Below are 12,811 nucleotides of genomic sequence, written 5' to 3'. Positions count from 1 at the left end.
TATGACGTATGAAAAACTCAGACTTACATCAAAGGATGATAAGCTTTTTTCAGCAATTCCTTTAACTTATCTGGCACTCCACCCCAATCCTCACCCCAACCAATCGAATGCTTGTAAGCATTGAAAGGCTTTTCTGAGGTTGGCGGCGGATATCCGAGAAAGTCCTCAACACACTCCTCTAGCATTATTACCTTTTCTTTATCTCCAACAACCTTAAGGATAGGATCATTAAACTTTTCAGCTCCTGCCACACCTTTATCACGATCATGCACAACAAAGAAATTAACTTTCAGTGCCGACAGATACTTAACCAAGCCAATAATTGACGCCTTCCCTCTCGCCTTCACCAACTCAGTATTAGATAAAACCCTAACCCGCATGTCAGACGGCATCCGCCTAATAGCTTCTTTAATAAGAATCTCTTCTGTATCACCTTCAACCACAAGAACTTTTTTTGTGAAGAAAATTCGCGACACATGATCATCCAGCTTAATAAGCATTTTAACTTGATCTTTGTCATCCCCTTGCAGCTTCTTAAACTCTTCAGAAACAGAAAACGGTAGGATCGTAGTATGATTATTATCATAGTGAAAACGATTCAAAACTTGCCTCGGCTTTCTTGACAAGTCGATCAAATATGGAGAATGTGTAGTTGCTACAATTTGCGAAGCACTATCTGAAAGCTCGTAGATTAAATCGCGCATCTGATTTGCCGCACTAGGATGCAAATAGATTTCCGGCTCCTCAAAACCAATTATCAGACCGCGATCATCGTTTCCGGCACGTTTTTTTAACCATTGTTGGCGGAAGCGTAATAGGCCAAAAACTGCCGCTCTGACCATCCCCGTTCCTTGATGGGCGATGCTCGTTCTCACATTACTAGACATCTCGATCGCGAAAGTCGGAGTTAGCGATTCAGGACTGGACAAGTCTGCGGATGCGTATATTCGTGATTCTGGAAAAACTCCGCCTAGAACCGTATTAAGTTCAGACATCATTTTTCCAAACTCAGACCCGGCATCACCTGGATCTAACTCCTTTGCTAACAAATCAAGACAGACCTGAGCATCTTGATAATTCTTCGAACTTTCACGAACCTCCTTAAACAATTCATTAAGTATTTTGTGCAACACTCCATTTTTTTGATCAATTTCATGAGCAGCTGCTTCAGCTGGAATGATAAGGACCGATGGCAACTTCGACAACACAACGGTTCCGATACCGCCTGGGTTTGTTATCCATTGCTGCTCATCAGACAACTCCCAAATATCATCAACAAGTTCTAGTTTTTCTTTCTCACCGGCAGAAATCTTTTTATCCAGTACCGAGAATATTTCTTCTATCACAACGGACTCAGCCCCCGCAGCAATGAACTCCTCGGGCTTTTGCAGACCGACAAACTCTGCCTTCATTGACCTAGTGAGACTCTTCAACTCAATCTTTACGTCCTCACCCAACGGATAAGTCTTCCGATAGAATATTGACTTTCCACTTTCTCCAGAGTCGCCTGCATCGTAACTGAATATCCGACCCTTAAAACCGCGCCATTCAGAAGCTTTTTCAGGTACGTTCCTAAACTCCGCTTCCAAGACAATTGTTTTACAAACTATTTTGTTTTCGCCCGTGTCTTCATCTACCTCTGAACAATAGTACCCGGGTTCCATTCTTTTATTGTTCGAAAGCAGCCACTCTATAGCCTTTAGGACCGAGCTTTTTCCCGCATTATTAGCACCGATTAAAAAGGTGGCGTTTCCGAATTCTACTTGGACATCATGAAGGCGTTTGAAACCGCTAATACAAAGTCTGTGAAGTCGCATCTACCAGTTCCTAAAATCTAGAATAAAAGTCTTTTGCACCTGCATAGCCAACCATAGCCGAACACCGTAGTGGCGTCCAGCCATCAGCCAACGACTTTAAATCAGGAAGGTTCCTATCCACAGAATAGATTAGCGATCAAATTTCAATCCGCTTTCGTTCTTCTCAAAAACAAAGCTAGGGGTCGCAGATCTCTTTCGAGTGAGCGCTTAGCACGGGTGTCCTTCCTTCCCGCTTCGGCTCTATCCGCCCATCAGTGCGGCCCTGTCCTGCCCTTTCAGCGTCCTCGCACCCAGCGAGCCACCTGTGCTTGTCTTTTCTTGTTACCATTCGGCCTTGGAAAACTCAGGCCGGAGACTGGATGGATGGCTGCCAGCGAGAAAACGATAATCATTGAGAGAATTTTCGAGACGCTATATGACGAGACCACTAAGGAGTTTTCCCGCACCCTGGTGACATCTGAGGACGTCCAAGAAGCAAAACGCTATTGCGCAGAGCATCATGGAACCAAGATGAAGCTAGACGGTAATCCTTACAACTTCATGAAAGATATCGTAAGAGGAAAAAGCGCATCTAGAATTTGGCCGCAACGGTTGAAAGATCTTGGGATTGGAGGTGTCCAAAGGACAGGAGATGGTGCCATTTTTGAATTCGTTCATGGCATAGAGGGAGCTCTCGACAGCCTTGACGAAGATTTTCGCCCTTCGGAGTCGACCCCCAACTTTCCTGTGCAAAGCCTTAGCCTACCGCTAGCATCTAAGGCATTAGGGCGTACGGATGAGTCATGGCTTCTTCAGGTAGCAGTAAACCTGCGAGTAATAGAAAGCCACTTCGCCAACTCTAAGCACAGCCAAATTGAAGCGTTAGAGCTCACACATCTGCAGATGGACATAAAACTAAGAAAAGTCCAGATTGATGCACTGTTTCGCGCACTACATACCACACCCGATGGCGGCCCTTCAGATGCTTTAATCACCGTGGAGGCCAAACAGGGAAATCAACGAATTCTGACCGAGCAAATTGGCCGCCAAGTCATAGCAGCTTTCGAGTCTACTGAAACCGAACTTGTAATTCCAGTAGCTATTGCGGCTGTAAAAAACAAAGGAATTTACGTTGTTGAATTCACCGCAGTGCATAGACAAGAACTAGATAAATTTAGCGCCCCGCAATTCCACCGAGACGCTATGTTTATACTTCAACCAAAAGTCAAAGGCATCTAATTATGCCAAATTAAGCATAACCTGTTTAGGCTTTGGTGATCCTTTGCGGTCTCGCTGCTTAATGGGCACATTGATTTCAAAGTAGCGAGACGCTTGCCCCATATCCATAGAAAGCAGCTTTTCATCGCCTAACAGAAGAGTATCGTCGGGACTAGCAGGTTCCCAACCAATCGCCTCAATCACGCTTGCCGCTACAGCCCGGGCAAGCGGTGGTGGAACAGCGTTACCTACCTGCCTTGCTCCGTGCCATTTCGTTACATGCGTCCGAAACCAATCAGGAAACCCATGTAATCGAAGCATTTCTCGAACCGTTATACATCGTGGATACTTGTAATGGATAGGTCGTGGACTTGTGAAAGCACCGCGCGCAGAATCGGTACCCGCGCGCAAGGTATTGGATACGCCATTAACGTGAAGCTTAAAGAATCGAGAGGTCGGTTCTATCTGCCCCATCTCAGTTGAAGCGAAGCGTGTTCGAGAAAGCTCTGAGTGATTTGTGCGCAAGCTGCACGTTAAAAGATTTTGATCCCAACTTCTTTTATATCCGTAAAAATTTGATCCGGAGACTAAATCTCGAAGAACTTTCGCGTAGGAGCTAGGCTTGCCCCATTGAACCACAGCAGAATCCGCCTCCATAAGCTCTTCATAAGCTTCTGCATCCGGGATGTCGCCCAGAGCATCTTGGCAGGTCGGTCCATTCGGCAATTCCGAATCCATCAACAGATTAGATCGAGGGGATCGGGTAACAGGAGCAGGATATTCCGGAAGCGTTAGACCACGCTTTCCTCCAATCAATATAAGCCTTTCGCGCTCTTGTGGCACCCCATAATTCGCAGCATTAAGAACCTTCCAGGGTAAAACATTATACCCTTCACCCTGAAACTCCTCGATCAACTCGGCTAGAAATTGTTTATGCTTGCCAACTGTAATGCCTTTGACGTTCTCAAAAACGAAGTACGAAGAGTCCAATCCTACCACGATCCGGACAAAATCTTTTACCAATGAGTTACGCGGGTCATCAAGGGCACGTTGACCAATTAGGCTAAACCCTTGGCAAGGGGCGCCGCCAAAGACAATATCAACATTTCGAGTGCCTATGTTGGCAGCCTCACGAATATCATCGGCTGTTAGCGAAGATACGGACTGGGGGATTACCGTACAATTGGGAAAATTGTAAGAGTGAACAGCCGCATGGATTGGATCGATCTCTACGGCCGCCACAACGTCGAAACCAGCCTGCTCAAAGCCTAGGGACATTCCACCAGCCCCAGCGAAAAGATCAATTCCAATCGGTCGTGTCATCTGTATTCCTCCCACGGCGAGCACATCATCGCCTTTAACGAGGGGGGAATTTACGCGATTTCACCTCCTATGTCGATCGGTTTTTTCTCTAGGCCCTAGAAACGCCGACAGGCGTGCCTCTAAGCCCTGAAGGTCCTTGAGCTCACACTGCCAGATAGTCAAGACCTGCCACCCGAGCGAGCGAAGGGCATTTTCGACGTCTTGATCACGCTGGTGGTTACGAGCAATTTTTGGCTCCCAGTAGTCAAGCCTACTCTTGGGCAGCCTCCCTTTAGAGCACCCATGACCGTGCCAGAAACACCCATGCACGAAAATGACCTTACGCTTTTTGGTAAAGACAACGTCCGGTTTCCCCGGCAAATCCTTGCGATGCAATCTGTACCGATACCCCAAGCCATGAAGAATCCGACGTACGGTCATTTCCGGGCCTGCATGAGCCGTTCCGACAGACTGCATGATCGCACGGCGTTGCTCAGGAGAACGTACATCTACCATTAGTCCGCCTTCTGGGTCTCGGCATACGCGGGCAAGGTCTAACTACGGGAGCTTTACCGCTATCTGGGCACAGGATAGGGTAGCTAGAACAGAGTAGCCGATAAGGGTGCTCCCAGACCCGCAACCTCACACGCGCCTCGAATGTGGGGGGATAAATGTGGGGACAGAGTCTTGAAAAGACTCAAATACCCCGTAAAATCAGTCTAAAATCATAAAACAACGCCGGCCACAAGCCGGCTTTTTAATGCCTGAAACATTTCCCTGCGCACACCTGAGCTGCCAAGCCCACACTTCGAACCACACCGGGAAAAACTCGACTACTTTTACTCGGTCGTAACCTGTTCTCACTGGAGTGGTCATGAAACTCATCGGCATGCTCGATTCCCCCTACGTGCGCCGCGTCGCGGTATCGCTGGAGCTGTACGGCATCAGCTTCGAACACCAGGCGCTGTCAGTGTTTCGCAATTTTGCCGAGTTCGCCGCGATCAATCCGGTGGTCAAGGCGCCGAGCCTGGTGCTGGACGACGGCACGCTGCTGATGGATTCGACGCTGATTCTGGATTACTTCGAAGCCCTGGCCGTACCCGCCAAAAAGTTATTGCCACAAGACCCGCTGGCCCGCGCCAGCGATTTGCAGGTGATCGGCCTGGCGCTGGCGGCCAGTGAGAAGTCGGTGCAGATCTACTACGAGCACAACCTGCGCCCGCAAGAGAAGCTGCACACGCCCTGGCTGGAGCGGGTGACCGTGCAGTTGCAGGCGGCGTATGCGCGGCTCGACGGCTTGCTCGCCGAACAGCCGACCAAGTGCCCCAGCCTGCCCTTGAGCCAGGCAGAAATCAGCACGGCGGTGGCCTGGTCGTTCACCCAGTACGTATGCGCCGAGGTGGTTGCGGCCAGCGACTATGCGCATGTGCAGCGTCTGGCGCAGAAGATCGAAGGGCATCCGGCGATGCTCAAGTACCCGATCGAATAGCGTCCGGCGCCAACCCCTCGCGCAGCATCTGCACGAAGGCATCCCGGGCCGGATGCCTTGCTGCCTGGGCATGCCAGTAGAAGGCGTTGCTGATGGCCTTGAGTTCGGCGAACTCATGGCCGCTCCAGCCGGCGCCCTTGCGGTATTGCTCGAAGATGCCCCTGGGCACCAGCGACACTCCGGCGCCAGCACTGACGCAACTGACGATGGCGCCATAGCTGGCAATGCCGACAATCGGCAGTTTTTGCCCCTGTTCGAGCAACCAGTGCTCCAGAGCCGCGCGGTATGGGCAACCTTCCGGCCACATGAAGATGGCCTTGCCCTGCAGGTCTTCAGCACCGCGAATCGGCCCCAGCGATTCAGGCGCGATCAGCACCAGGTCTTCCTGGTACATGGGCGTGCGCTTGAGCAGCGGCCGCTCGACCTCCACTGCGACAATCGCCCCGTCGAGGCGATGGTTGAGCACGTCATCGAGCAGTTGCGACCAGGTGCCCGTGCTCAATTCCAGTGATACCTGCGGGAAGCGCGCATGGTATTCGGCCAGTAACCGCGGAAGCCGGCCACTGGCCGAGGACTCGATAGCGCCGATACGCAGGCGCCCGTAGGGCATGGCTTGCGGGCTCAGGGCGGCCTTCGAGGCTTCGGCCAGGGCGAGCATCTGGGTGGCGTATTCAAGGAAGGTTTCGCCTGCCGGGCTGATCTTCAAACCGCGACCATGGCGAAAGAACAGCGCCACGCCCAGCTCTTGTTCAAGCGCCTTGATCCGCGCAGTGATGTTCGACGGCACGTAGTGCAACACCTCGGCCGCACGGGCGATGCTGCCGGTGTCGTGGACCGTCTTGAACATGCGAATCTGCATCAGCTCCATACATCACCCAAAGTGAACGATACACTCAGTATAAGTCGATTGTAGTGAGCATAGGCCTTTCTGATACTGAAGCTCCCAGCCCCCGGAGCCTCTTGCGATGCCACGCGCCCAATCCCTGAAAATCGTCCTGGCGACCCTGTTCGTGGTGCTGTGCTGGGCCTACTCACCCACGGGCATCCATATCGCCCTGCAAGGCTACGAACCGGGCCATCTGGCCTTGGCGCGGTTTATCGTGGCGTCGGTATTCATGGCCTTTGTCGCACTGTGGCGAGGGATCAGCCTGCCCCGGCTCAAGGACTTGCCGCTGTTGATGCTGCTCGGTTTTTTCGCAGTGTTTGCCCACCATGTGGCGATCAACTTCGGCCAGCGCGGGATCAGTGCCGGGGCATCCAGTGTGCTGGCGCAATCCACACCATTGTTCAGCCTGTTGATCGGCTGTTTTGTTCTGCGTCAGAAGGCCAGCGCCTGGCACTGGGGCTGCCTGGTGCTGGGCATGCTTGGCGCGGCGATGGTGGTTGCCGGGGATCACGGGCCAGGCGCACTGAACGCCCACGGCCTGCTGGTGCTGTTGGCCGCGCTGTCGTGGAGTATCTACTTCACCCTGCAGAAACTTCATGGCCATCGGTACGACGGCCTGACCATGGTCTGCTACACCATCTGGGCCGGCACCGCCTTGCTGCTGGTGTATCTGCCGGGCCTGGCCGGCGCCGTGAAGGCCGCGCCACTGCAGGCAGACCTGGCGGTGTTGATGCTGGGCGTATTTCCCAGCGCCCTGGCCTACCTGGGCTGGGCCTTTGTACTGAGCCACACGCAGGTCAGCCGGGCAACCATGGCGCTGTACCTGATCCCGCCCTGCGCCATGCTGATCGCGGCCTCGCTGCTCGGCGAGCAGCCTTCGCTGATGGTGATAGTCGCAGCGGTGGTCGTGTTGATCAGTGTGCTGGCCCTGAACATTCCATCACGGCGGCGAATTCAACGGCCTGAACAGTTGCACCAATAGCCGGCCAAGTATGTAGAGCAGTGGTACCGCGAACAGCAGGCTGAACAGCACGATGTTCATCGCTTCACCGGCAATGACCTGCGGATCGCAACTGATCGGCCCGCTATTACCGCGCCCAAGGCGGATACACCCGGACTTGGGGTGGGCCGTCCAGTACGCCGCCGCGATGCACAAGCCGACCATCACTGAAAGCAGCAGCATCACCACCTGATCGCTGCCGCTTATCTGCAACCGTTGCCAGCGTTCTCTCACGCGCAGCTTCAGCATGCCGCGCTCTGAATCACGTCCTTGTTCATGCTCAACTCCTTTGCACAACGGCGCACCGTCAGGCCGCCTCGGCAAATTTCACCTTGAAGTAATCCAGCAGGGTTTTGCCCCGGTAAAAAACCTCGCGTACCTCGGCACTTTCTTTAAGCAGCGCCTCACTGGGGAGCGCATGCTGATCTGCCGGCAAGGGCCGGGACCACTCCTGCACCGCTTTGGGGAACAGGGCCCTGGGGCGATTGTTGACCCAGTTGGAGATATGGCACGGCAAGGTCCAGCCGCCGAACGCCTGGACGAACAGAAAGCCGAACACATACTGTAGCCAGGGGAAATTCTCGCGATAGCCGAGGCGGGCCATGTGGAAATACGCCACCGTGCCCTCTTCGAATTCTTCTGACGGTGGCGCCGGCAAGGCTGACGGGCCCTCTTCCATGTAGGCGCGAATCGCCTCCCACTCGGCCACTGCAGCGCGCAGGCTGCCGCAGGCCACAGTCAGCCAGAGGACGTTACCGCTGGCGGCGTCACGCAGGCCGATCATCAGTTTGAACTCGGGCAGCACCGCGTATTCGGTGACCAGTTTGCCGGCCGAGACACAGGCGATAACCTCTTCCCACGGCACATAATGGGGGGCTGCACCTTTCTTCGGCACCATCGCCACTTCGCGTCGCTGGCGGTTGAAACGGATCGGCGGCTGGACTCTGAGCTCGCGCACGGTCTTGCAGAAAATGAACACGTACATCAGCGCCAACGCGCCGATAAAGCCCCAGATCGGCGGCGAGGCAAGAAAGTCGAGAACACCCGACCAGAACGGCTCGTACTTGCGCCGTGCCCAGCCCGCGAGCAGCGCCGTCATCACAAAGCTGGTGATCACGCCCATGACCGCGGCAATGCCGCAGCGGGCCATGAACTCGAAGTTGCCCCGGCCGATGCCGAAGTCCAGGTAGACCTCGTTGGCATCACGGTGCAGGAGCTGGTAGCTGTAGGCCTCGACGCCCGTGGGCAAGGGTTTGGGCGACAGGTAGACAATCTCGGTGCCAGAGACTTGCTCGAAGTCTCCGGCATGGGGCAGGCGTTGGTACTTACTGTCAGGCATGAAAACGGTCCGAGTCCTTTCGACAAGAAAGCCACGCCAAGGCGCGTCTCCTATGAATAACGCCGCACAGTATCGCGCAAATAGTCATCCAGCTGTTGCGTATCACCGCGCAGCCGCGGCAAGGCTGGCGAAGTTTCGGCACGCAGCAGCTCACTGTCGATGAACTGCTGCAGCACCACCCGTCGCGGCCCGTAATCGGCCTCGACCGCCTGGCGCTTGATGCGCAGCAATTCATCGATCTCGGCAAGCATCTGTGGCTCGTTCAAGGTGCCTGCCAAGAGGTCGGCAAAGGCCGTCGGCGGCATGCCCAGGCCCAGGTCGATCCAGCGCACCGCCAACAGCGAACGCAGCACGTAAAGGTACTTCTTGAAGCGCACCTGCTCGCCCTGGAGAAAGTCGCGGTGGTTCTTTTTCGCCATCGACAAGTAGTGGTGCCGCGCCGCCCGGGCGCTGTAGAAGTTCAGCGCCAGCGCCCGCAGCGACTCGACCGCACCGGGCTCGGCGCGATACACCAGCGGCGAGCCGAGCCATTCGAGCAGGGTCGGGTTGGAGTTGCGCAGCAGCTTCAGGGTCTTGCGCAACTCCCAACCGCTGATGTCCAGCTCGTCGGTCAGCGGCCGTTCGATCACGTCGCGCGGCTCGTCGACACGCAGGTACCAGTCCTGGCGCGGGACGTAGATGAAGCGCACGTCGAAATCGCTGTCGGTGGAGGCAAAGCCCCAGGCACGGCTGCCGGATTCGCAGGCGTAGAGCACGCGCACATCGTGTTCAAGCTCGACCCGGCGCAATTCTTCAAGCACCCACTCGCGCATGGCCCCCGGCAGTGGGTGACGGTCTTCCTTGTTCATGGTGTATTCCTTTCTATCCTTTTACGCACACCACCTGACGCAGGGTGTGCACTACTTCCACCAGTTCGCGCTGGGCTTGCATCACCGCGTCGATGTCCTTGTAGGCCATGGGGATCTCGTCGATCACGTCCTTGTCCTTGCGGCATTCGACATGGGCAGTGGCGCGGCGCTGATCCTCAACGGTGAACGCCTGCTTGGCCCGGGTACGGCTCATCACCCGCCCGGCGCCATGGCTGCAGGAGCAGAACGCCTCTTCGTTGCCCAGACCACGAACGATGAAACTCTTGGCGCCCATGGAGCCGGGAATAATCCCCAGCTCGCCCTTTTGCGCCGACACTGCGCCCTTGCGGGTGACCAGCACGTCGTGGCCAAAGTGATGCTCGCGCTGCACATAGTTGTGGTGGCAGTTGACCGCTTCGAGGTTGGCCTCAAAGGGTTTGCCGAGCACCTTGCGTGTAGCGCCGATCACCGCGTGCATCATCAGCGCACGGTTCTGCCGGGCGAAATCCTGAGCCCACTCCACCGCCTCGACGTAGTCGGCAAAGTGCCGGCTGCCTTCTTCGAAATAGGCCAGGTTGCGGTCCGGCAGGTTGGCGATGTGCTGGCGCATGTCGGCCTGGGCCAGTTCAATGAACAGGTTGCCGATGGCATTGCCGACCCCGCGTGAACCGCTGTGCAACATGAACCAGACGCGGTTGGCTTCATCCAGGCAAACCTCGATGAAATGATTGCCGCCGCCGAGGGTGCCCAGGTGCTGGCGGTTGTTGGTTTTCTCAAGCTTCGGGTACTTGTCGGTGATCGCCTTGAAGCGCGCCGCCAGGTCGTGCCAGGCACGGTCGGCCATGGCCGGCACGCTGTCCCAGGCGCCCTGGTCGCGGCGGCCGAAGGTCTTGCCGTGGGGCACAGCCTTTTCGATCGCCGAGCGCAGGCCGTGCAGGTTGTCCGGCAGGTCGCTGGCGGTCAGCGAGGTGCGCGCGGCAATCATGCCGCAGCCGATGTCGACGCCAACCGCCGCCGGGATGATCGCGCCCAGGGTCGGGATCACGCTGCCGATGGTCGAGCCCTTGCCCAGGTGCACATCGGGCATCACCGCCAGGTGCTTGAAGATGAACGGCATCTTCGCGGTGTTCAGCAGTTGCTCACGGGCGCCCTCGTCCACCGGGACGCCGTCGGTCCAGAGCTTGATCGGCTTGCCGCCGGCCACTTCGAGTATGTTCATGTCGGTACTTCCATTTTTATCTGTTGCTGCCGGGCTGCTTGAGCCCGGCAACGCTCATCCGGCCTTGATGCTGACCAGTCCATTCAACACCTGATCCAGGCCGCCGAACACCGAAATCCGGTCGATGCGCTCGGCCACCCGCTCCAGGGTCTCCAGCTCCTTCAGGCGCAGGGCCGTCGGGTTGTCTTCCATGACTTTGGCGGTGTTGAGCAGCGATCGGGTCGCCGAGGTCTCTTCACGGCGGCGGATGACGTTGGCTTGCGCCGCTTTCTCTGCCTCCACCACCTGCGCCAGCAGGGTTTTCATCTCGCCTGGGAGGATGATGTCGCGCACCCCCAGGCCGCTGACTTCGATGCCGCTGCCAGCGAGTTTTTCCTGCAGGTACTGGCTGACCGAATCGTCGATCAACTGCTTGTTTTCCAACAGCTCATCGAGGGTGCGGGTACCCACCGCCGCCCGCAGGCCGAACTGCACCTCGCGGTACAGATGCTCCAGCGGTTTGCTCAACTGCGCGAACGCACCGAGCACATCGCTGTAGCGCCAGTTGGCCGCAAGATTCAGGCGCAGGCTGACCTTGTCGCGGGTGAGAATTTCCTGCCCGCTGATTTCCATGGCCTGGATCCGCATGTCGACCAACTCGACACTCACCTGACGGTTGAAGCGCCAGAAACCGTACTGCCCGGCACCCAGCAACTCTTCCACCACACCATCGACCTTCAACACACCGACATGGAACGCCGGCACCGCCGCCAGCAACACCGCATCCAGCCCGGCCAGGCTGCGACCGCGCAGTTTAGGCTGGTTGAGCTGGGCTACCAGGGCGGCATCCAGGCGATAGGTCTGGCTCAGGTCGATGCGCTGCAGGGTCTGCGCGCTCTGGCCCTTCCAGTACAGCTGGCGGCTGCCCGGGGCCAGCAATTCGACCAGGGCACCGTCCTCAAAACGCAGGCCGGCTTCGTTTTCCGCCAGGTCCATGCGCTCGAAATACTGCTCGACCAAGGCCGGCTCGCTCTGACGCAGGTAGCCCGCCAGGCGATGTTCGAACAGCGAAGTATTGAGGCTGAAGGTTTCTACCGTCAGCCGGTTGTGCAGGTCGAAACGCTTGTGCACGCCAGGTTCGAGGATCGACACAAAGTCGCCTTCGCAGAACAGCAGGCCGCGTTCGTTCTTTTTCACGATAAAGCGTTTCAACAGTTTCATCTTGATCATCCTGTGCAATTAAGTCCTTGGTGCCGGTGTTGCCAAAGCGCCGAGCGTTGCGGGCGTGGCCCGGAGGAGGCAGTTGCCGGGACTTCCTGTCCACTGACCGCATCCTGCGGTGCGGCAACTGCCTTGCTCCGGGCCCGGCCAACAAGCCGGGCAAATCGGCGGTGGGCGTGTGCGCTCCGTGCGCACCTTGCAGCCTTGCCTGGCTACGCCCCACCGGCGGGTACAACATTTGAATACCTTGGAGGGTATGTAAGGTTCGAGTCAGGCCTCGAGACCAGCGTCTCCGTGAGGAGCCACGCTATCGACTGCACGTTGCGGCGGCGGCATGCACGACACCTACACCAGGGGTGGGCTCGTGCACCGGCGGGGACATAAACCCCGTCCCGTTGGCCAGCTTGGCGATGCGGTCGGGGAAGATATTGCGAGGGGCGTGCCAGGTTTTGAATAAGGTCCAAAATTAACTCTTATCATATTGATTTATAAGGTTTTTATTTTTACAAACAAA

General features: G+C 56.2%; 12 protein-coding genes. 3 read left to right on the top strand and 9 right to left on the bottom strand.

The window, feature by feature from the left end; translation table 11 throughout:
- Positions 1-23: 23 nt before the first annotated feature.
- Positions 24-1,817: an ATP-dependent nuclease gene (locus ACIOVF_RS22085; protein WP_401292475.1), complete on the bottom strand. Its 1,794-nt coding sequence runs from the start codon at positions 1,815-1,817 to the stop codon at positions 24-26.
- A gap of 363 nt (positions 1,818-2,180) precedes the next feature.
- Here ACIOVF_RS22085 and ACIOVF_RS22080 point away from each other — a divergent pair, with 363 nt between their 5' ends.
- Positions 2,181-3,035: a hypothetical protein gene (locus ACIOVF_RS22080; RefSeq protein WP_023093310.1), complete on the top strand. Its 855-nt coding sequence runs from the start codon at positions 2,181-2,183 to the stop codon at positions 3,033-3,035.
- Here the strand turns inward: ACIOVF_RS22080 and ACIOVF_RS22075 are convergent, their stop codons facing one another.
- Positions 3,036-4,337 (bottom strand): DNA cytosine methyltransferase, encoded by a 1,302-nt coding sequence (locus ACIOVF_RS22075; RefSeq protein WP_401292472.1) that lies wholly within the window; start codon positions 4,335-4,337, stop codon positions 3,036-3,038.
- Between the two features lie 60 nt (positions 4,338-4,397).
- Complete coding sequence (locus tag ACIOVF_RS22070; protein WP_401292668.1) at positions 4,398-4,793, bottom strand: very short patch repair endonuclease; 396 nt, start codon at positions 4,791-4,793, stop codon at positions 4,398-4,400.
- A gap of 397 nt (positions 4,794-5,190) precedes the next feature.
- Between ACIOVF_RS22070 and ACIOVF_RS22065 the strand changes: the two genes are divergently transcribed.
- Positions 5,191-5,805 (top strand): glutathione S-transferase family protein, encoded by a 615-nt coding sequence (locus ACIOVF_RS22065; protein WP_401292469.1) that lies wholly within the window; start codon positions 5,191-5,193, stop codon positions 5,803-5,805.
- Here ACIOVF_RS22065 and ACIOVF_RS22060 read toward each other — a convergent pair.
- Positions 5,786-6,673, bottom strand: a complete 888-nt coding sequence (locus ACIOVF_RS22060; protein WP_401292466.1) for a LysR family transcriptional regulator — start codon at positions 6,671-6,673, stop codon at positions 5,786-5,788. The two genes, ACIOVF_RS22065 and ACIOVF_RS22060, sit on opposite strands and share 20 nt — an antisense overlap.
- A 97-nt stretch (positions 6,674-6,770) precedes the next feature.
- Between ACIOVF_RS22060 and ACIOVF_RS22055 the strand changes: the two genes are divergently transcribed.
- Positions 6,771-7,673 carry a DMT family transporter gene (locus tag ACIOVF_RS22055; RefSeq protein WP_195885123.1) on the top strand — a complete coding sequence of 301 codons (903 nt, stop codon included), beginning with the start codon at positions 6,771-6,773 and terminating at the stop codon, positions 7,671-7,673.
- On the opposite strand, the gene ACIOVF_RS22050 is transcribed toward ACIOVF_RS22055, so the two are convergent.
- Genes ACIOVF_RS22050 through ACIOVF_RS22030 form a run of 5 tightly spaced genes read right to left on the bottom strand, consistent with a single transcriptional unit; the run spans position 7,632 to position 12,297 of the window.
- Entirely contained in the window at positions 7,632-7,940 is a 309-nt protein-coding gene (locus ACIOVF_RS22050; protein WP_401292463.1) for a hypothetical protein, read from the bottom strand. The two genes, ACIOVF_RS22055 and ACIOVF_RS22050, sit on opposite strands and share 42 nt — an antisense overlap.
- Before the next feature lie 58 nt (positions 7,941-7,998).
- Positions 7,999-9,030: a hypothetical protein gene (locus ACIOVF_RS22045; RefSeq protein ID WP_401292460.1), complete on the bottom strand. Its 1,032-nt coding sequence runs from the start codon at positions 9,028-9,030 to the stop codon at positions 7,999-8,001.
- A 50-nt stretch (positions 9,031-9,080) separates the two neighbouring features.
- Positions 9,081-9,878, bottom strand: coding sequence for a nucleotidyltransferase domain-containing protein (locus ACIOVF_RS22040; RefSeq protein ID WP_093379085.1), 798 nt, complete (start codon positions 9,876-9,878; stop codon positions 9,081-9,083).
- Between the two features lie 13 nt (positions 9,879-9,891).
- Positions 9,892-11,097: an RtcB family protein gene (locus ACIOVF_RS22035; protein WP_045199939.1), complete on the bottom strand. Its 1,206-nt coding sequence runs from the start codon at positions 11,095-11,097 to the stop codon at positions 9,892-9,894.
- A 54-nt stretch (positions 11,098-11,151) separates the two neighbouring features.
- On the bottom strand, positions 11,152-12,297 hold the full coding sequence (locus ACIOVF_RS22030; RefSeq protein ID WP_401292456.1) for a slipin family protein: 1,146 nt from the start codon (positions 12,295-12,297) through the stop codon (positions 11,152-11,154).
- Positions 12,298-12,811: the final 514 nt, after the last annotated feature.

The organism is Pseudomonas sp. NPDC087612, assembly GCF_044743505.1.
Taxonomy (GTDB): Bacteria; Pseudomonadota; Gammaproteobacteria; order Pseudomonadales; family Pseudomonadaceae; genus Aquipseudomonas.
The sequence above is the reverse complement of the archived record's forward strand: the minus strand, read 5'-3'. Positions and strand labels throughout refer to the sequence as shown.